This is a genomic window from Pseudomonas sp. DL (genome assembly GCF_047199225.1).
In the GTDB taxonomy this organism is placed as follows: Bacteria; Pseudomonadota; Gammaproteobacteria; order Pseudomonadales; family Pseudomonadaceae; genus Pseudomonas; species Pseudomonas aeruginosa.
Genome location: NZ_CP178323.1, coordinates 6,362,483 through 6,381,087 on the forward strand (window position 1 = coordinate 6,362,483; position 18,605 = coordinate 6,381,087).

Consider the following 18,605-nt stretch of genomic DNA (forward strand, 5'->3'; position numbering starts at 1 on the left):
CCGGCTAGCCGCGACGGCGTCCGAAGAAGAACGAGACCACGAAGAGCACCAGGAACAGCACGAAGAGGATCTTCGCGATTCCGGTGGCGGCACCTGCGATGCCACCAAACCCGAGGACGGCAGCGATGATGGCGATGATCAGAAAGGTGATAGCCCAACTAAGCATGATGTTTTCTCCTGTGTGCCTTCGGAACTGTCGGTACCGCCTCGGGGCCAGGCCCATCGGGGTAGCGAACCGGCCTGTGTCCATTTTTTCTTCAGGGAGACCGTGACTACCTCATTGCACGCCGCATGCCAGCCTTTCTGAAAAATAAAAACACTTTTAATTCAATAAGTTATAAAACAACCCAGGTAGTCTGCGCAGTTCATCCTGCACGACGCGACAAATTATTCCGGGCGTTTTGCACGATCGGCGCGGTACGCTGTCACATGCAACAGGGAAGCGACCCGGCACCTGCTACCCGGAGCCATCCGTGGAGCCGCCACGGCTTCCCGAAAACCCAAGAACAGACATCGGCAGGTTGCACGCCGCCCTGGCCGCCCGGATGGGCGGCGGGGCGCTCTGCAACTTGCATGGGCTTTCCGGGGACTAACCCAGAAGCCGAATGGCAGTGAATTCCCTAGAGGATAAAAAGCAACGATGGAAACCACTTCCGAAAAACAGGGGCGCATCCTGCTGGTCGATGACGAGTCGGCGATCCTGCGCACTTTCCGTTATTGCCTCGAAGACGAAGGCTACAGCGTGGCCACCGCCAGCAGCGCGCCGCAGGCGGAGGCCCTGTTGCAGCGCCAGGTATTCGACCTGTGCTTCCTCGACCTGCGCCTGGGCGAAGACAACGGGCTCGACGTTCTCGCCCAGATGCGCGTCCAGGCGCCATGGATGCGCGTGGTGATCGTCACCGCGCATTCGGCGGTGGATACCGCGGTCGACGCCATGCAGGCCGGCGCGGTGGATTACCTGGTCAAGCCCTGCAGCCCGGACCAACTGCGCCTGGCCGCCGCCAAGCAACTGGAGGTGCGCCAACTGACCGCGCGCCTGGAGGCCCTGGAGGACGAAGTGCGCCGCCAGGGCGACGGCCTGGAATCGCACAGCCCGGCCATGGCCGCGGTACTGGAGACCGCGCGCCAGGTCGCGGCGACCGACGCCAACATCCTCATCCTCGGCGAATCCGGCTCCGGCAAGGGCGAACTGGCACGCGCCATCCACACCTGGAGCAAACGCGCGAAGAAGCCCCAGGTCACCATCAACTGCCCGTCGCTGACCGCCGAACTGATGGAAAGCGAACTGTTCGGGCACAGTCGCGGCGCCTTCACCGGTGCCACCGAAAGCACCCTGGGCAGGGTCAGCCAGGCTGACGGCGGCACCCTGTTCCTCGACGAGATCGGCGACTTCCCGCTGACCTTGCAACCCAAGCTGCTGCGCTTCATCCAGGACAAGGAATACGAACGCGTCGGCGATCCGGTGACCCGCCGCGCCGACGTGCGCATCCTTGCCGCGACCAACCGCGACCTGGGCGCGATGGTCGCCCAGGGCCAGTTCCGCGAGGACCTGCTCTACCGCCTCAACGTGATCGTGCTCAACCTGCCTCCCCTGCGCGAACGCGCCGAGGATATCCTCGGCCTGGCCGAACGTTTCCTCGCCCGCTTCGTCAAGGACTACGGCCGCCCCGCCCGCGGCTTCAGCGAAGCCGCCCGCGAGGCCATGCGGCAATACCCCTGGCCGGGCAACGTACGCGAGCTACGCAACGTGATCGAACGCGCCAGCATCATCTGCAACCAGGAACTGGTGGATGTCGACCACCTCGGTTTCAGCGCTGCGCAATCTGCCAGCAGCGCGCCGCGGATCGGCGAATCGCTGAGCCTGGAAGACCTGGAGAAAGCCCATATCACGGCGGTGATGGCCTCCAGCGCGACCCTCGACCAGGCCGCCAAGACCCTCGGTATCGATGCCTCGACCCTGTACCGGAAGCGCAAGCAGTACGGCCTATGAGCATGCCGCTGCCGATGAAGCTCCGGACCCGGTTGTTCCTCAGCATTTCCGCGCTGATCACCGTCTCGCTGTTCGGCCTGCTGCTCGGGCTGTTCAGCGTGATGCAGCTCGGCCGCGCCCAGGAACAACGGATGTCGCACCACTACGCGACCATCGAGGTGAGCCAGCAACTGCGCCAGTTGCTCGGCGACCAGTTGGTCATACTGCTCCGCGAAACCCCCGACGGGCAGGCCCTGGAGCGCTCGCAAAACGACTTCCGACGAGTCCTGGAACAGGGCCGGGCGAATACCGTCGACAGCGCCGAGCAGGCCGCCCTGGATGGCGTCCGCGACGCCTACCTGCAACTGCAGGCGCACACCCCGGCCCTGCTCGAAGCGCCCATGGCCGACAACGACGGCTTCAGCGAAGCCTTCAATGGCCTGCGCCTGCGCCTGCAGGACCTGCAGCAACTGGCGCTGGCCGGCATCAGCGAAGCCGAGACCAGCGCCCGCCATCGTGCCTACCTGGTCGCCGGCCTGCTTGGCCTGGTGGGCGTCGCCATCCTGCTGATCGGTTTCGTCACTGCCCACAGCATCGCCCGGCGCTTCGGCGCGCCGATCGAAACCCTGGCGCGGGCGGCGGACAGGATCGGCGAAGGCGATTTCGACGTGACCCTGCCGATGACCAACGTCGCCGAGGTCGGCCAGTTGACCCGGCGTTTCGGCCTGATGGCCGAGGCCCTGCGGCAGTATCGCAAGACCAGCGTCGAAGAGGTGCTTTCCGGCGAGCGGCGCCTGCAGGCGGTACTCGACAGCATCGACGACGGCCTGGTGATCTTCGACAACCAGGGACGCATCGAACACGCCAACCCGGTCGCGATCCGCCAGCTGTTCGTCTCCAACGACCCCCATGGCAAGCGGATCGACGAAATACTCAGCGATGTCGATGTCCAGGAAGCGGTGGAAAAGGCCCTGCTCGGCGAAGTCCAGGACGAGGCGATGCCCGACCTGGTGGTGGACGTCGCCGGCGAGTCGCGCCTGCTGGCCTGGTCGCTGTATCCGGTCACCCATCCCGGCGGGCATAGCGTCGGCGCGGTGCTGGTGGTCCGTGACGTGACCGAGCAGCGCGCCTTCGAACGGGTCCGCAGCGAATTCGTCCTGCGCGCCTCCCACGAACTGCGCACGCCGGTGACCGGCATGCAGATGGCCTTCAGCCTGCTCCGCGAACGCCTGGACTTCCCCGCGGAGTCGCGGGAAGCGGACCTGATCCAGACGGTGGACGAAGAGATGTCGCGGCTGGTCCTGCTGATCAACGACCTGTTGAACTTCTCGCGCTACCAGACCGGCATGCAGAAGCTCGAACTGGCTTCCTGCGACCTCGTCGACCTGCTCACCCAGGCGCAGCAGCGTTTCATTCCCAAGGGCGAGGCCCGCCGGGTCTCGCTGCAACTGGAGCTGGGCGATGAGCTGCCGCGCCTGCAGCTCGATCGCCTGCAGATCGAGCGGGTGATCGACAACCTGCTGGAAAACGCCCTGCGCCATAGCAGCGAAGGCGGGCAGATCCACCTGCAGGCCCGGCGCCAGGGCGACCGGGTGCTGATCGCGGTGGAAGACAATGGCGAAGGCATTCCCTTCAGCCAGCAAGGACGGATCTTCGAGCCTTTCGTCCAGGTCGGACGCAAGAAGGGCGGCGCCGGCCTCGGCCTGGCGCTGTGCAAGGAAATCATCCAGCTGCATGGCGGGCGCATCGCGGTGCGCTCGCAACCGGGCCAGGGCGCGCGCTTCTACATGCTGCTGCCGGTGTGACCGGGGCCGCTCCCGGCAGGCTTTTCCACAGGCCTCAGGAAGTCGGCACCGCCAGCAGCAGGGCGGCGGTTTCCAGGTCCGGCTCGCCATCGAAGCGGGCCGGACGGTATTTCATCTGGAAAGCGCCGATGACGTCGCGGGTGTCCTTCTCCAGCTCGCCGGTCTGCGGCACCAGGTAACCGTGCCGCGCCAACTGCTGCTGGAACCAGCGCACATCCGGCAGCTGGCCGTTCAGTTCGGCGAGCCGGCGCGCCAATTCGCCGGGCTTCGGCCAGGGCACCAGGCCGGCGTCGGCGAGGCGCTTCCAGGGGAACAGCGGACCCGGATCGACCTTGCGGCCCGGCGCGATATCGCTGTGTCCGATGATCCGGTCCGGGGTGATGCCGTGGCGCTTGGCGATGTCCTTCAGCAGGGGGATCAGCGCCTGGATCTGCGCTTCGCTGAACGGATACCAGACCCGCCCCTGGGGTGTATCGCGATAGCCCTGGTTGACGATCTCGATGCCGATCGAGGTGGCGTTCAGCCAGGTACGGCCCTGCCATTCACTGACCCCGGCGTGCCAGGCGCGGCGGTTCTCATCCACCAGGCGGTAGACGGTGGCCGGCTCGTCGTCGCCGATCAGGTAGTGCGCGCTGACGCCGCCGTGGGTGAGGATGCCCAGCGAATGCGGCAGATCGGTGGAGGTGTAGTGGAGGACGATGAACTGGACGCGGCTGTCCTGGTTCGCCGAGGTGTAGTCGGTGTTCAGGCGCGGGCCGCTGGAGCAGCCGGCCAGCAGCGACAGGGTGAAAGCCAGTAGAACGAACGAACGCATGATGACTCCGAAAAAAATGGGCAGCGCGGTCAGGCGGCGATGTGCAACACGCTGCGCAGGTTGTCCAACAGCATATCGACGCTGAGCATGATCAGCAGCATGCCGGCCAGCCGCTCGATGGCGGTCAGCCCGCGCGGGCCGAGGAAACGCTGGAGGAACGCCGCCTGCAGCAGGATCAGCGCAGTAGCGGCCCAGGCCAGCACCACCGCCAGGTAAAGCTCCCACAGCGGACCGTCGAAGGTGGTGCGCAGGGTGATCAGCATCGCCAGCGCCGAGGGCCCGGCCACCGCCGGGGTGGCCAGGGGTACCAGCAGCGGCTCGCCGTCGGGCACTTCGCCGAGCAGCCCTTGGGGCGACGGGAAGATCAGGCGCATGGCGATCACGAACAGGATGATGCCACCCGCGATCCCGGTCGCCTCGCGGGACAGGCCGAGGCCGCTGAGGATGTGCTCGCCGAGGGTGAGGAAGAGCAGCAGCAGACCCAGGGCGAAGGCCAGCTCGCGAAACGCCACGCGCAGGCGGCGCCCAGGTGCGACGCCTTTCAGCGCGGCGAGGAACACGGCGATGTTGCCGAAGGGGTCGGTGACCAGAAAGATCAGGACGGCGACGCCGAACATATCCATGGGAGTTTCCAGAGCGGGACAGCCGGTCATTCTACCGGGCGGGACCATTCTAGCGAGCCGCGGCAACACCTGCAGGCGAGCCCGTCCCGAGTCGTCGGAATGTGCGCTGGTCGCCCTTCAGGCCACTTCCAGGCGGTCCCGGCCGGCGCGCTTGGCTCGATACAGCGCCTGGTCGGCACGCTCGAAAACCGCTTCGCCGGCCTCGTTGCCTTCGAACGCGGTGATGCCGGCGGAACAGGTGATGCTCAGGGGCTCGCCCTTGAAATGGAACGGACAGGCGGCGATCGCCGCGCGCAGCCGTTCGAGCAGTTGCCGGCCGGCTTCCAGGGACGTGGCCGGGAGCAGGACGACGAACTCCTCGCCGCCGAAACGGGCGATGAAATCGGCCTGCCGCAACCGTTTGCGCAATTCGCCGGCAATGATCTTCAGCACCTTGTCCCCGGCCAGGTGGCCGAAGTCGTCGTTGATCCGCTTGAAGTGGTCGATGTCCAGCACCGCCAGCAGCAGATCGCCGCCGTCCCGGTGCCGGCGCGTCACTTCCTGTTCCAGGCGCTCGCTGAGCGCCGCGCGGTTGGGCAGGCCGGTCAGCGGATCGGTCAGGGCTTTCTGTCGCTGGTCCTCCAGGTGGCTGTGGAACGCCTTGGCATCCTGCTCCATGCTGTTGACCCGCTCCATCAGCGCCTGCAGGCGGCCGGACACCTCCTGTTCGTGCTCGGCCTGTTCGCGCTGGTGTTCGTCCATGGAGGCAAGCAGGCCGTTCAGCCGGCTGTCCACCGCCAGCTTGAGGCTGTTCAGGTCGGTCGCCTGCTGCACGCTGGCCTGCAGGCCACTGACCTGCTCACGCAGCGATTGGTCGAAGCCGCGCGCGTTGTCCAGCACGTCGGTATAGCCGGCGTGGGCGTCGCCCAGGTGGCCGAGGAAGCTTTCCAGGCGCTCGTTGAGTTGCCGCAGGTATTCCTCGAAGTCGCGCTGGCCACTGTCCGCCAGGGACAGCACCAGCACCGCCAGGTCGTCGAGTACCGGCACCAGCTCATACCAGTTCAGGCTGCCATCGATCCGCTCCCGCAGCGCCTCGGCCTGGGGCTGGTGGCTGCTCGGCAGGGACAGGCCGTCGAGCAGCCGCAGCAGGCTGGCCTCGATGTGCGGCGCCACCGCGCTGTAGCCGGGCTCCGGTATCGGCGGCGGCAGTTCGTAGGCCTCGTCTACCGCCTGCCCGTCGAGGTTATCCACAGGAGTGGCCGGAGCTTCGGGCGCGCTTTCAACGTCCGCCGGCATTGCGGGCGACGGCTCCGCACCCGCTTCTTCCAGCGTCTCGCTAAAGCTCAGGCCGGCCGGTAGCGGCAGGCTGTCGAGCCAGATTTCCCGGGGCTCATCCAGCAGGATCTGGTTCGGCTCGCCACGCTCGGCGACCCCGACCCAACCCGCTGGCGCGCTTTCGATGGCGGCGACCGTGCGGGCGGGCAACGGCTGCGGCGGACCGCCTGGCGCCTCGTCGTGCTCGGCGACCGGCAGGGACGGCGCGGCCGCCGCCGGTTGGATCGGTGTATTGCTTGCCGCCACAACGGACGGCACCGATGCGCTCGGCTCCGCGGTGGTTTCCGACTCCTTGCCGCCGAACAGGCGTTGCAACAGGCTCGGGCGACCGTCTTCGGCATCGCCGCCCTTGCGCTCGGCCAGCGCCTGGCGTTGCAGCCTGCTCAGCTCGCTGAGCAGGATCGGAATCTCGCGCGACTGCCGGGCGCGCTCCTCGATATCGCGGGCGAACTGCTTCAGCGGCTTGCGCAGTTCCCGCGGCAGGTCCAGGGCCAGCAACTGCTGGGCCAGTTCGCCGAGAGCATCGATGTTCTGCTGGGTGCGTTGCTGGCGGCGCTGTTCGGAGTCGAGCACGGCCTTTTCCAGGCGCGGAATCAGGCCCGACAGGCCGGCGTCCATGTCGTCGCGACGGAGGATCTCGCGCAGCTCCTTCATGCACTGGTCGACCGCCTTGTCGCTGCCTTCGGCCGCCAGACTGCTACGCACCAGGCCGCGACGCAGCAGGTCGATCCGGGCATCCCAGCGCCGTTGCAGGCGCTCCTGCTGCTCGATGTTCTCCAGGTACTTGTCTTTCCAGCGCTGGACGTCGTCGCGACTCATGGCGGACTCCCGGCATCCCCGCGCACGACCAAGGCCTTGTCGCGCAGGTTGTCCGGCAGGCGAATCTCCACCGATACCGGCAGATGGTCGGAGATCGGCTGGTCGAGCACGTCGACCCGCTCGAGAGCGAGATCGGAACTGAGCAGGATGTGATCGAGATTGCGCTGCGGCCGCCAGCTGGGAAACGTCGCCTCGACCTGCGGCGCCATCAGGCCGAGGTCGCGCAGGGGCGAGTTTTCCAGAAGATCGACGGCGTGGGTGTTCATGTCGCCCATCAGCACCTGGTGGCGGTAGTCGCCGATCAGCTCGCGGATATAGGCGAGCTGGCGGGTGCGGGTGCGAGCGCCGAGAGCGAGATGCATCATCACTACCACCAGCGCGTCGGCGCCTTCGCCAAAGCGCACGAAGATCGCGCCGCGTCCCGGCGGACCGGGCAACGGATGATCTTCCAGCAGGGTCGGCCGCCAGCGGCTGAGCAGGCCGTTGCTGTGCTGGGCGATACGCCCGAGGTTGCGGTTGAGCTGCTGGTACCAGTAGGGGAACGCCCCCAACTGGGCCAGGTGCTCGACCTGATTGACGTAGCCGGAACGCAGGCTGCCGCCGTCGGCTTCCTGGAGGGCGACGAGGTCGTAGTCGGCGAGCAGTTCGCCGATCCGCTTCAGGTTGGTCGCCCGCCCCGCGTGGGGCAGCAGGTGCTGCCAACCGCGGGTCAGGTAGTGGCGGTAGCGCTCGGTGCTGATACCGACCTGGATGTTGAAGCTGAGAAGGCGCAGGCGGCCGTCGTCGGGCAGCTCCCGCGAATCGTCACAGGAGGGGTTCACTCGCGGGTCGCAGCTACCTGCGACCCGAGGTTCACGCTGCCAGCGGCGCAACATGCCGAATCACCTTGCCTACTTCTTGGCCGCTGCGCGCTCTTTCTCGATCAGGTAGTCGGCCAGCTTGAGGGTTTCCTCCGGACCACCGGCGGAGCCGATGTCGAAGCGGTATTTGCCATTGACCACCATGGTCGGTACGCCGGTGACCTGGTAGGCCATCGCCAGCTTCTTGGCCTTTTCCATCTGGCCCTTGATGGCAAAGGAATTATAGGTGCTCAGGAATTTTTCCTTGTCCACGCCCTTGCCGGCGAGGAAATCGGCCATTTCTTCCGGAGTGGCGAGCTTCTTGTGCTCCTTGTGGATCGCCTCGAACACGGCGTTGTGTACGTCATGCTCGACACCCATGCTTTCCAGGGTCAGGAACATCTGCCCATGGACGTTCCAGATACCGCCGAACAGGGCAGGCAGGCGCACGAAATGGACATCTGCCGGCAGCTTCTCGCTCCACGGCACGATGGTCGGCTCGAACGCGTAGCAATGCGGGCAGCCATACCAGAACAGTTCCACCACTTCGATCTTGCCCGGCTGGGACACCGGCACCGGGCTGCTCAGCTCGACGTATTCCTTGCCGGCGGTATAGTCGTCGGCCTGGGCGGCCATGCCGAACAGGCTGGCCATGGCCAGCATGGCGGTGAGAATCAGGTTACGCATCGTTCACTCCTAGGCGAGGTCAGTGCCGCTCTCCGGCCGGGTTCGGCCCGGTCAGTTCGACCGGGGGGAGCGGTCACGGGTTCCAGCATTGTAGCGATGGCGGACGCAAAAAAGGGCAGCCGAGGCCACCCTTTTTCATACATCTTTTTTGCCGTGCTACGCAGCGATCAGTGCAGACCCTGGATGTAGCTGGAAATCGCGGCGATGTCCTTGTTCGACAGCTTGGCGGCGATGGACTGCATGATCTTGGTGTCGCCGTCGTTGGTGCGGGTACCTTCGCGGAAGTCGGTCAGCTGCTTGGCCACGTAGGTCGCGTGCTGGCCGCCCAGGTGCGGGAAACCGGCGGTTGCGATGCCGACGCCGCTCGGGGAATGGCAACCGGTGCAGGCCGGCATGCCTTCGGCGATCTTGCCGCCGCGGAACAGCGCTTCGCCCTGGGCCACCAGGTTCGGATCGGCCATGCCGACGCTCATCTTCTGGCTGGCGAAGTAGGCTGCGATGTCGGCCAGGTCCTGGTCGCTGAGGTTGGTCAGCAGCCCGGTCATTTCCAGCACGGTACGCTTGCCGTCCTTGATGTCATGCATCTGCTTGAGCAGGTAACGCTCGCCCTGGCCGGCCAGTTTCGGGAAGTTCGGCGCCGGGCTGTTGCCATCCGCACCGTGACAGGCGCCGCACACCGCGGCTTTCGCCTGGCCCGCGGCGGCATCGCCAGCGGCATGGGCAAGGCCGGTCAGACCCAGGGTCAACAGCAGACTCACGAGAAGTTTGTTCATCAGCTAATCCAATTACGGCTAAGGGTGAAAGATAGTGGGCTTCGGCTACTTCTTCACCATCCACTGGATGGTTGCCTGGTAGTCTTCGGCACTGCAGTCGGTGCACAGGCCGCGGGGCGGCATGGCGTTGAATCCGTTGGTCACATGCTGGACCAGGGTCGGCATGCCCTTGGCCAGCCGCGGCTCCCAGGCGGCATGGTCGCCCTTTTTCGGCGCCATCGGCAGCTGGCCGTCGTGACACGCGCCACAGGTCCGGTTGAACACTGCTTCCGGGTCCTGCGCCGCCTGCGCCGTAACGGCCACCGCAACGACTGTCGCTGCGAGCAGCAGTTTCTTCATGATCGTCCTCATCAGGGGGAACGCCCGCGTTCTACCGCGCGGAAAATGCTCTGTCCGTTCCCGCGCGCGCTCGACCCTGGGGGATAAAGCGCACACAAAATCCGCGGCATTATATACTTCCGATACCGAAACGGAAACGAAACAGCCCCCCGCGACACCGAGTCGCACCCCTGTGGATAACCCATGTCAGAGAAGAACCCCATCGTCGGCCTGTGCCAGAAGGCCAGCCTTCTCATCAGTGCCGCCCAGGTCGACCAGTGCCCCCCCGACGAAGGCCTGGAAGTCGCTTTCGCCGGGCGCTCCAATGCCGGCAAGTCGAGCGCGCTGAACACCCTCACTCACGCCAACCTGGCGCGCACCTCGAAAACCCCGGGACGTACCCAACTGCTCAATTTCTTCGCCCTGGACGACTCGCGGCGCCTGGTGGACCTGCCCGGCTACGGCTACGCGAAGGTGCCGATCCCCCTGAAGCAGCACTGGCAGCGCCACCTGGAAGCCTACCTGAGCAGCCGCGCAAGCCTGGCCGGGGTGTTCCTGATGATGGACATCCGCCACCCGCTCACCGACTTCGACCGACTGATGCTGGATTGGGCCCAGGCCAGCCAGCTACCGATCCATGTACTGATGACCAAGGCCGATAAGCTGGCCTTCGGCGCGGCCAAGAACGCCCTGCTCAAGGTACGCCGGGAAGTCCAGCAAGGCTGGGGCGACGTCGCCACCCTGCAACTGTTCTCCGCGCCCAAGCGCCAGGGCGTCGACGAGGCGCAAATGGTCCTGGCGCAATGGCTGGGCCTGCTGGACGAGGAACAAGAGGCGTTCGAGGAAGCCTGAATTCCAGGCAAAAAAAACCCCGAGCTTCGTATGGGGAGGGGGAAGTTCGGGGTTCAAGTCCGGACCGCTAGGGCGGGGTCCAGGAATCTGCCAACACTAAACACTGCAAAGGAGCATCGAAGGGCTCAAGAAGCCATTCGTGTGTTCTGACTGTCGGCAAAACGGGAAAGTTCAGCGCACCGCGAAAAACTTTTCCACGGCACCCTCACCGGGCACTCCGGACCTGCTCGCAAGGCCCGCCACACGGGCCTCGCAACCGTTCATCAGTGGGCTTCGTCCCAGTTCGAACCGACACCCGCCTCGACCACCAGCGGTACGTCCAGGGTCGCCGCTCCGCTCATCAGCGGGCGGATTCCCTCGCACACCTGCTCGACCAGCTCCTCGCGCACTTCCAGCACCAGTTCGTCGTGCACCTGGAGGATCACCCGGGCATCGAGGCCGCTTTCCTGCAGCCAGTTATCCACAGCGACCATGGCGCGCTTCATGATGTCCGCCGCGGTGCCCTGCATCGGCGCGTTGATCGCGGTGCGCTCGGCGGCCTTGCGCATGGCGCCGTTCTTCGAATGGATCTCCGGCAGGTACAGGCGACGGCCGAACAGGGTTTCGACGAAGCCCTGCTCCGCGGCCTGGGCGCGGGTCCGTTCCATGTACGCCAGGACGCCGGGGTAGCGGGCGAAGTAACGGTCGATGTAGGCCTGGGCCTCCTTGCGCTCGACACCGATCTGCTTGGCCAGGCCGAAGGCGCTCATGCCGTAGATCAATCCGAAGTTGATCGCCTTGGCGCTGCGTCGCTGGTCGCCGCTGACGTCTTCCAGCGGCACGCCGAAGACTTCCGCCGCGGTGGCGCGGTGTACGTCCAGGTCGTGGCGGAAGGCATCCAGCAGGCCATCGTCCTTGGCCAGGTGGGCCATGATCCGCAGCTCGATCTGCGAGTAGTCCGCGGCCAATAGCTTGTAGCCCTGCGGCGCGACGAACGCCTGGCGGATGCGCCGGCCCTCCGCGGTACGGATCGGGATGTTCTGCAGGTTCGGGTCGCTCGACGACAGCCGCCCGGTAGCCGCCACCGCCTGGTGGTATGAGGTATGGATGCGTCCGGTACGCGGGTTGATCTGCTCGGGCAGGCGGTCGGTGTAGGTGCTCTTGAGCTTGCTCATGGAGCGGTACTGCATGATCACCTTGGGCAGCTCGAAGTCCTGCTCGGCCAGTTCGGCGAGCACTGCCTCGGCGGTGGACGGCTGGCCGGTCGCGGTCTTGCTCAGAACCGGCAGGCCGAGCTTGTCGTAGAGGATCGCGCCGAGCTGCTTGGGCGAGCCGAGGTTGAATTCCTGCCCTGCCAGGTCGTATGCCTGGCGCTCCAGGGCGACCATCTTCTCGCCCAGTTCGCGGCTCTGGATGCCCAGCAGGTTGGCGTCGACCAGCGCGCCGTTGCGCTCGATCCGCGCCAGCACCGGTACCAGCGGCATCTCGATGTCGGTCAGGACCCTGGCCAGGGACGGGATCGCCTCCAGCTTCTGCCACAGGGCCTGGTGCAGGCGCAGGGTCACGTCGGCGTCCTCCGCCGCATAGGGCCCGGCCTGTTCGATGGCGATCTGGTCGAAGGTCAGTTGCTTGGCGCCCTTGCCGGCGATGTCCTCGAAACGGATGGTGCTGTGGCCGAGGTACTTCAGGGCCAGGCTGTCCATGTCGTGGCGAGTGGCGGTGGAGTCCAGCACATAGGACTCGAGCATGGTGTCGTAGGCTACGCCCCGCAGCGCGATGGGGGTGCTGGCATTGGCCAGGACATTGATGTCGTACTTGGCATGCTGGCCGACCTTGAGCTTCTTCGGATCCTCCAGCAGCGGTTTCAACGCACGCAGCACCGCGTCACGGTCCAGTTGCTCCGGAACGCCCATGTAGCTGTGGGCCAGCGGCACGTAGGCGGCCTCGCCCTCCTTCACGGCGAAGGACACCCCCACCACCTGCGCCTGCTGGGCGTCGATGCTGGTGGTCTCGGTATCGAAGGCGATCAGCTCGGCCTCCTCCAGCTTCTTCAGCCAGGCGTCGAATCCGGCCTGGTCGAGCACCACGTCGTAGTCGACCTCGGCCTGGATAGGCGTTTCCGCCTCGCCGTTCTCGCCGGCCTCCTTGGCCTCGCGCAGGAGGTCGTCCAGCCAGTTCTTGAACTCCAGCTCGCGGTACAGGGCGATCAGCGCTTCGCGCTGCGGCTCGCCGGGATACAGCTTGTCGATCTCCACGTCCAGTTCGACGTCGGTCTTGATGGTCGCCAGTTGATAGGACAGGAACGCCTGCTCGCGATTTTCCTCGAGCTTCGCCGGCAAGCCCTTGGCGCCGCGGATCGGTAGCTCGGGCACCTTGTCCAGGCTGGCGTAGAGCACCTCCAGGCCGCCACCGACACCGGTCAGCAGGCCCAGCGCGGTTTTCTCGCCGACACCCGGAACGCCGGGGATGTTGTCGACCTTGTCGCCCATCAGGGCGAGGAAATCGATGATCAGCTCAGGACCGACGCCGAATTTCTCTTTCACGCCATCCACGTCGAGGCGGCTACCGGTCATGGTGTTGACCAGCGTAATGTGCCCGTCGACCAGTTGCGCCATGTCCTTGTCGCCGGTGGAAATCACCACCGGGCGGTCAGCCGCGGCGCTGCTGCGCGCCAGGGTGCCGATCACGTCGTCGGCCTCGACCCCCTCCACGCACAGCAGCGGCAGGCCAAGGGCGCGGACGCTGGCATGCAGCGGCTCGACCTGGACCCGCAGGTCGTCGGGCATCGACGGCCGGTTGGCCTTGTACTCGGCGAACAGCTCGTCGCGGAAGGTCGGGCCCTTGGCGTCGAAGACCACCGCGAACGGGCTGTCCGGGTACTGCTTGCGCAGGCTCAGGAGCATGTTCAGCACGCCCTTCACCGCACCGGTGGGCTTGCCGGTCGAGGTGGTCAGCGGCGGCAGGGCATGGAAGGCGCGGTACAGGTACGAGGAACCGTCCACCAGGACGAGGGGCGCTTGGCTCATGAGGGGAATCAACCTTTTCCGGAGACCAGGGCGTGTAGAATGAACCCTGGACGATTCGATAAAGGAGCAAGGTTACCATGCGTACGCTGAACCGCTTGATGCTCGCCGGACTGCTGGCGTTCGCCCCGCTCGTCGCGATGGCGGCGGACGACGACGCGCCCTCCGGCGAGCCCGACGTAACCATCCGCCAGGAGGGCGACAAGACCATCCAGGAATACCGCGTGAATGGCTTCCTCTACGCCATCAAGGTGGTTCCCAAGCATGGCAAACCCTATTTCCTGGTCCGCGCCGACGGCAGCGATGGCAACTTCATTCGCTCCGACCAGCCGGACAAGCTGATTCCACAATGGGAGATCTTCAGCTGGTGATGTGCATTTCCAACCGGGCGAGGCCGCGCTGACATGTCGGTGTTCACCCCACTCGAACGCTCGACCCTGGAAGCCTTCCTCGCCCCCTACGACCTGGGCCGCCTGCGGGATTTCCGTGGCATCGCCGAAGGCTCCGAGAACAGCAACTTCTTCGTCAGCCTGGAACACGGCGAGTTCGTCCTGACCCTGGTCGAGCGCGGCCCGGTGCAGGACCTGCCGTTCTTCATCGAACTGCTCGACGTGCTCCACGAGGACGGCCTGCCGGTGCCCTACGCCCTGCGCACCCGCGACGGCGAGGCCCTGCGCCGTCTCGAAGGCAAGCCGGCGCTGCTGCAACCGCGCCTGGCCGGCCGCCACGAGCGGCAGCCGAACGCCCACCACTGCCAGGAAGTGGGCGATCTGCTCGGCCACCTTCACGCCGCCACCCGCGGGCGCATCCTCGAACGCCCGAGCGACCGTGGCCTGCCCTGGATGCTGGAACAAGGTGCCAACCTCGCCCCGCGACTACCGGAACAGGCCCGCGCCCTGCTCGCCCCGGCCCTGGCGGAGATCGCCGCGCTGGATGCCGAGCGTCCAGCGCTGCCGCGCGCCAACCTGCATGCCGACCTGTTCCGCGACAACGTGCTGTTCGACGGCCCGCACCTGGCCGGCCTGATCGACTTCTACAACGCCTGCTCCGGCTGGATGCTCTACGACCTGGCGATCACCCTGAACGACTGGTGCTCCAATACCGACGGCAGCCTGGACCCGGCCCGCGCCCGCGCCCTGCTCGCCGCCTACGCCAACCGCCGGCCGTTCACCGCGCTGGAAGCCGAGCACTGGCCGAGCATGCTGCGGGTCGCCTGCGTGCGCTTCTGGCTGTCGCGACTGATCGCCGCCGAGGCGTTCGCCGGACAGGACGTGCTGATCCATGATCCGGCGGAGTTCGAGATGCGCCTGGCGCAACGGCAGAACGTGGAGATTCATTTGCCGTTTGCGTTGTAGGCAGGAACCACAGGAGCACGGCCGTCCTGCGGCCGTTCGCCCTTCAAAAACCATGCGGTTCGGCGTCTTGGAGTGAGGCCGAGCCGACATCCTGTCGAGGCTTCGTCGTTCAGCCCACCCCCGGCCCGGCCATCCTGGCCGGTCGTTCGCATTGAAAAACGCATGCGGTTTGGCGTCTGGGGTGAAGCCGAGCCGACATCCTGTCGAGGCTTCGTCGTTCAGCCCACCCCGGCCCGGCCATCCTGGCCGGTCGTTCGCCCTTCAAAACGCATGCGGTTCGGCGTCTTGGGTGAGGCCGAGCCGACATCCTGTCGAGGCCTCGTCGTTCAGCCCACCCCCGGCCCGGCCATCCTGGCCGGTCGTTCGCCCTTCAAAACGCATGCGGTTCGGCGTCTTGGGTAAGGCCGAGCTGACATCCTGTCGAGGCTTCGTCGTTCAGCCCACCCCCGGCCCGGCCATCCTGGCCGGTCGTTCGCATTGAAAAACGCATGCGTTTTTCAAGTGCTCACCCACATTTCGAGTGTCCGCAGTTGAGGCAGGTGGCGCAGCCGTCCATCTGTACCACCGCCATGCTGTTGCACTTGCCGCACAGTTGCGCGCCGGCGGGGAAGCCTTCGCCCGGCTCGACCTTGCTGGTGCCCTGGGCGGCCTCGTAGGCGGCGCGTTTTTCCGCGAGGAAAAGACGCTGTTCCTCGTCCAGTTCAGGGCCACGCAACAGGCCGATGGCCGTCAGGTGGCGCTCCAGCACGCCGCCGATCTCGGCGACGATGGAAGGCATGTAGATGCCGCCTTTCTTCAGGTAGCCCCCGCGCGGGTCGAATACCGCCTTGAGTTCCTCGACAAGGAAGGTACAGTCGCCGCCCTTGCGGAAAACCGCGGACATGATGCGGGTAAGTGCGACGATCCACTGGAAATGATCCATGTTCTTCGAGTTGATGAAGATCTCGAAGGGACGCCGCTGCTCGTGCGCCGTGCCCGCATTGAGGACCATGTCGTTGATGGTCACGTAGAGCGCGTGCTCGAACAGCGGCGACTTGATCTTGTAGGTGGCGCCGATCAGGGTATCCGGGCGCTCCAGGGTCTCGTCCATCTGCACCACCGACGCGGCTTCCGCGGCGGCGGCAAGGGCCTGCTCCTCGGCTTCGTTGACGACCTTGAAGCCCTTGATCTTCTGCGTGATCTTGACTGCTGACATATCGATTCCCCCGGCCTCAGTACTTGCCGTAATAGCCTTCTTTCAAGGCGTCGAAGAGGTTGGCGGCGGTATGGATCTCACCGTCGTACTCGACCTGCTCGTTGCCCTTGAACTCCACCACGCTGCCGTCCTCCAGTTCGAAGCGGTAGCGGGTCTTCTCCAGGTCGGACTCCTTGACCAGCACGCCCTGGAACGCCTCGGGATTGAAGCGGAAGGTGGTGCAGCCCTTGAGTCCCTGGTGCCAGGCGTAGCGGTAGATGTCCTTGAAGTCCTCGAACGGGTAGTCGGTGGGCACGTTGGCGGTCTTGGAGATCGACGAATCGACCCACTTCTGCGCCGCCGCCTGGATGTCCACGTGCTGCGCCGGGGTGACGCTGTCGGCGGTGATGAAGTAGTCCGGCAGGCGTCGCGCCGGGTCGTCGCTGTCCGGCAGGGCCTGGGCGTTGACCAGGGTCCGGTAGGCCAGCAGCTCGTAGCTGTAGACCTCGACCTTTTCCTTGGTCTTGCGGCCTTCGCGGATCAGGTTGCGCGAATAATGGTGGGCGAAGCTCGGCTCGATACCGTTGGAGGCATTGTTGGCCAGGCTCAGGCTGATGGTCCCGGTCGGCGCGATGGAGCTGTGGTGGGTGAAGCGCGCGCCGGTTTCAGCCAACGCCTCGATCAGTTCCGGAGCATGTTCGGCGACCCGCTGCATGTAGCGGGAATACTTGGCGTGAAGCACGCTGCCGCGGATGCGGTCGCCGGCCTTATAGCCATCGGCGGCCATTTCCGGACGCTTGCGAAGCATTTCCGCAGTGACTTCGTAGTCCTGCGCCAGGATCGGCGCCGGGCCCTTCTCCCTGGCCAGCTCCAGGGCCACTTCCCAGCCCACCAGGGCCATTTCCCGCGCCACTTCCTCGGTGAATACGCAGGCCTCGGGACTGCCGTAGCGCAGCTTGAGCAGGGTCAGGGTCGAGCCCAGGCCGAGGAAGCCCATGCCATGCCGGCGCTTGCCAAGGATTTCCTGGCGTTGCTGTTCCAGCGGCAGGCCGTTGATTTCCACCACGTTGTCGAGCATCCGGGTAAACACCCGCACCACTTCGCGGAAACGGTCCCAGTCGAAGCGCGCCTCGTCGCCAAATGGCTGCTCGACGAAGCAGGTGAGGTTGACCGAGCCGAGCAGGCACGAGCCGTACGGCGGCAGAGGCTGCTCGCCGCAGGGGTTGGTGGCGCGGATCGCCTCGCACCACCAGTTGTTGTTCAGTTCGTTGACCCGGTCGATGAGGATGAAGCCCGGCTCCGCATAGTCGTAGGTGGAGACCATGATCATGTCCCACAGGTGGCGGGCGCGGACCTGGCCGTAGACCTTGCAGGCGACCAGCCCGTCGGCGCGCTGGACGTAGTCGTCCTGGATCGGCCATTCGCGCCAGACCACCGCGTTGGGGTCGTCGAGGTCGATCTCGTCGCGCTCCTTCACGTGCACCGGGAATACCAGCGGCCAGTCGGCGTCCTGTTCCACCGCCTGCATGAACTGGTCGGTGATCAGCAGGCTCAGGTTGAACTGGCGCAAGCGCCCGTCCTCGCGCTTGGCGCGGATGAATTCGCGGACGTCCGGGTGGCTGACATCGAAGGTGCCCATCTGCGCGCCGCGGCGGCCGCCGGCGGAGCTGACGGTGAAGCACATCTTGTCGTAGATGTCCATGAACGACAGCGGCCCGCTGGTGTAGGCACCGGCACCGGAAACGTAGGCGCCGCGCGGGCGCAGGGTGCTGAACTCATAGCCGATGCCGCAGCCGGCCTTGAGCGTCAGCCCGGCCTCGTGGACTTTCTCGAGGATGTTGTCCATGGAGTCCTGGATGGTCCCGGACACCGTGCAGTTGATGGTCGAGGTGGCCGGCTTGTGCCCCAGGGCGCCGGCGTTGGAGATGATCCGGCCGGCCGGGATGGCACCGTTGCGCAGGGCCCAGAGGAAGCGCCCGTACCAGTGTTCGCGGGAGGCCTTTTCCTCGACATCGGCAAGGGCGCGGGCGACGCGTTGCCAGGTACCGTCGACGCTGGCATCCACCGGCGTACCGTCCTTGCTCTTGAGCCGGTACTTCTTGTCCCAGATATCCTGCGACGCGTCCTGCAGGGCGATGGTCCCGCGTTCGGTGCGGGGACTGCGTGCGTCTGTCTTGGCCATCCGCTGATTAACCTCCCGATGGTTGTTGGGGCGTCCGAAGCCGGCCACCGTACGCAACATCTAGTTATCCGTACCTGAC

16 protein-coding genes are annotated in these 18,605 nt (G+C 65.8%); 5 read left to right on the forward strand and 11 right to left on the reverse strand.

Translation table 11 applies throughout. The features are described 5' to 3' along the window. Positions 1-4 precede the first annotated feature (4 nt). The gene (locus ACI766_RS29625) at positions 5-166 is read right to left on the reverse strand and encodes a DUF1328 domain-containing protein (RefSeq protein WP_003096961.1); all 162 of its coding nucleotides are present in this window, start codon (positions 164-166) and stop codon (positions 5-7) included. 474 nt (positions 167-640) lie between these two features. Between ACI766_RS29625 and algB the strand changes: the two genes are divergently transcribed. Both algB and ACI766_RS29635 read left to right on the forward strand, forming a co-directional pair. After that, complete coding sequence (gene algB, locus ACI766_RS29630; RefSeq protein ID WP_003102840.1) at positions 641-1,990, forward strand: sigma-54-dependent response regulator transcription factor AlgB; 1,350 nt, start codon at positions 641-643, stop codon at positions 1,988-1,990. Next, positions 1,987-3,774 carry a KinB sensor domain-containing domain gene (locus ACI766_RS29635; protein WP_003114120.1) on the forward strand — a complete coding sequence of 596 codons (1,788 nt, stop codon included), beginning with the start codon at positions 1,987-1,989 and terminating at the stop codon, positions 3,772-3,774. The genes algB and ACI766_RS29635 overlap by 4 nt, the downstream gene beginning before the upstream one ends. A gap of 34 nt (positions 3,775-3,808) precedes the next feature. On the opposite strand, the gene ampDh2 is transcribed toward ACI766_RS29635, so the two are convergent. From ampDh2 to ACI766_RS29670, 7 genes are all read right to left on the reverse strand, one after another. After that, positions 3,809-4,588, reverse strand: a complete 780-nt coding sequence (gene ampDh2 / locus ACI766_RS29640; RefSeq protein WP_003096970.1) for an N-acetylmuramoyl-L-alanine amidase AmpDh2 — start codon at positions 4,586-4,588, stop codon at positions 3,809-3,811. A 29-nt stretch (positions 4,589-4,617) separates the two neighbouring features. Continuing rightward, the gene (locus ACI766_RS29645; RefSeq protein ID WP_003102836.1) at positions 4,618-5,211 is read right to left on the reverse strand and encodes a MarC family protein; all 594 of its coding nucleotides are present in this window, start codon (positions 5,209-5,211) and stop codon (positions 4,618-4,620) included. A gap of 117 nt (positions 5,212-5,328) precedes the next feature. Next, complete coding sequence (gene dgcP / locus ACI766_RS29650) at positions 5,329-7,344, reverse strand: diguanylate cyclase DgcP (protein WP_017148697.1); 2,016 nt, start codon at positions 7,342-7,344, stop codon at positions 5,329-5,331. After that, positions 7,341-8,219, reverse strand: coding sequence for an endonuclease/exonuclease/phosphatase family protein (locus tag ACI766_RS29655; protein ID WP_003096975.1), 879 nt, complete (start codon positions 8,217-8,219; stop codon positions 7,341-7,343). Before ACI766_RS29655 ends, dgcP begins: the two co-directional genes overlap by 4 nt. A 15-nt stretch (positions 8,220-8,234) precedes the next feature. Next, positions 8,235-8,870, reverse strand: coding sequence for a thiol:disulfide interchange protein DsbA (dsbA, locus tag ACI766_RS29660; protein WP_003096976.1), 636 nt, complete (start codon positions 8,868-8,870; stop codon positions 8,235-8,237). A 167-nt stretch (positions 8,871-9,037) separates the two neighbouring features. After that, positions 9,038-9,643: a c-type cytochrome gene (locus ACI766_RS29665; RefSeq protein WP_003102831.1), complete on the reverse strand. Its 606-nt coding sequence runs from the start codon at positions 9,641-9,643 to the stop codon at positions 9,038-9,040. Positions 9,644-9,688: 45 nt separating this feature from the next. Then, positions 9,689-9,982, reverse strand: coding sequence for a c-type cytochrome (locus ACI766_RS29670; RefSeq protein ID WP_003096979.1), 294 nt, complete (start codon positions 9,980-9,982; stop codon positions 9,689-9,691). Between the two features lie 183 nt (positions 9,983-10,165). Here ACI766_RS29670 and yihA point away from each other — a divergent pair, with 183 nt between their 5' ends. Beyond that, complete coding sequence (gene yihA, locus ACI766_RS29675) at positions 10,166-10,813, forward strand: ribosome biogenesis GTP-binding protein YihA/YsxC (RefSeq protein ID WP_412828487.1); 648 nt, start codon at positions 10,166-10,168, stop codon at positions 10,811-10,813. 263 nt (positions 10,814-11,076) lie between these two features. Here the strand turns inward: yihA and polA are convergent, their stop codons facing one another. Further along, on the reverse strand, positions 11,077-13,818 hold the full coding sequence (gene polA, locus ACI766_RS29680; protein ID WP_003118455.1) for a DNA polymerase I: 2,742 nt from the start codon (positions 13,816-13,818) through the stop codon (positions 11,077-11,079). A 77-nt stretch (positions 13,819-13,895) separates the two neighbouring features. Here polA and ACI766_RS29685 point away from each other — a divergent pair, with 77 nt between their 5' ends. Continuing rightward, positions 13,896-14,186, forward strand: a complete 291-nt coding sequence (locus ACI766_RS29685) for a DUF2782 domain-containing protein (protein ID WP_003096984.1) — start codon at positions 13,896-13,898, stop codon at positions 14,184-14,186. Positions 14,187-14,219: 33 nt separating this feature from the next. Then, a complete protein-coding gene (locus ACI766_RS29690; protein WP_003102827.1) occupies positions 14,220-15,170 on the forward strand; it encodes a homoserine kinase in 951 nt (316 codons plus the stop codon). Between the two features lie 505 nt (positions 15,171-15,675). Here ACI766_RS29690 and ACI766_RS29695 read toward each other — a convergent pair. Together ACI766_RS29695 and ACI766_RS29700 are read right to left on the reverse strand one after the other, a co-directional pair. Then, positions 15,676-16,365, reverse strand: coding sequence for a hypothetical protein (locus ACI766_RS29695; protein ID WP_003096987.1), 690 nt, complete (start codon positions 16,363-16,365; stop codon positions 15,676-15,678). A gap of 16 nt (positions 16,366-16,381) precedes the next feature. Then, on the reverse strand, positions 16,382-18,586 hold the full coding sequence (locus ACI766_RS29700) for an adenosylcobalamin-dependent ribonucleoside-diphosphate reductase (protein ID WP_003146829.1): 2,205 nt from the start codon (positions 18,584-18,586) through the stop codon (positions 16,382-16,384). Positions 18,587-18,605: the final 19 nt, after the last annotated feature.

What these genes read in the sequence shown, in the direction of transcription:
- ACI766_RS29625 (WP_003096961.1), bottom strand. Translation starts at nt 166, where the DNA reads ATGCTTAGTTGGGCTATCACCTTTCTGATCATCGCCATCATCGCTGCC.
- algB (WP_003102840.1), top strand. Translation starts at nt 641, where the DNA reads ATGGAAACCACTTCCGAAAAACAGGGGCGCATCCTGCTGGTCGATGAC.
- ACI766_RS29635 (WP_003114120.1), top strand. Translation starts at nt 1,987, where the DNA reads ATGAGCATGCCGCTGCCGATGAAGCTCCGGACCCGGTTGTTCCTCAGC.
- ampDh2 (WP_003096970.1), bottom strand. Translation starts at nt 4,588, where the DNA reads ATGCGTTCGTTCGTTCTACTGGCTTTCACCCTGTCGCTGCTGGCCGGC.
- ACI766_RS29645 (WP_003102836.1), bottom strand. Translation starts at nt 5,211, where the DNA reads ATGGATATGTTCGGCGTCGCCGTCCTGATCTTTCTGGTCACCGACCCC.
- dgcP (WP_017148697.1), bottom strand. Translation starts at nt 7,344, where the DNA reads ATGAGTCGCGACGACGTCCAGCGCTGGAAAGACAAGTACCTGGAGAAC.
- ACI766_RS29655 (WP_003096975.1), bottom strand. Translation starts at nt 8,219, where the DNA reads ATGTTGCGCCGCTGGCAGCGTGAACCTCGGGTCGCAGGTAGCTGCGAC.
- dsbA (WP_003096976.1), bottom strand. Translation starts at nt 8,870, where the DNA reads ATGCGTAACCTGATTCTCACCGCCATGCTGGCCATGGCCAGCCTGTTC.
- ACI766_RS29665 (WP_003102831.1), bottom strand. Translation starts at nt 9,643, where the DNA reads ATGAACAAACTTCTCGTGAGTCTGCTGTTGACCCTGGGTCTGACCGGC.
- ACI766_RS29670 (WP_003096979.1), bottom strand. Translation starts at nt 9,982, where the DNA reads ATGAAGAAACTGCTGCTCGCAGCGACAGTCGTTGCGGTGGCCGTTACG.
- yihA (WP_412828487.1), top strand. Translation starts at nt 10,166, where the DNA reads ATGTCAGAGAAGAACCCCATCGTCGGCCTGTGCCAGAAGGCCAGCCTT.
- polA (WP_003118455.1), bottom strand. Translation starts at nt 13,818, where the DNA reads ATGAGCCAAGCGCCCCTCGTCCTGGTGGACGGTTCCTCGTACCTGTAC.
- ACI766_RS29685 (WP_003096984.1), top strand. Translation starts at nt 13,896, where the DNA reads ATGCGTACGCTGAACCGCTTGATGCTCGCCGGACTGCTGGCGTTCGCC.
- ACI766_RS29690 (WP_003102827.1), top strand. Translation starts at nt 14,220, where the DNA reads ATGTCGGTGTTCACCCCACTCGAACGCTCGACCCTGGAAGCCTTCCTC.
- ACI766_RS29695 (WP_003096987.1), bottom strand. Translation starts at nt 16,365, where the DNA reads ATGTCAGCAGTCAAGATCACGCAGAAGATCAAGGGCTTCAAGGTCGTC.
- ACI766_RS29700 (WP_003146829.1), bottom strand. Translation starts at nt 18,586, where the DNA reads ATGTTGCGTACGGTGGCCGGCTTCGGACGCCCCAACAACCATCGGGAG.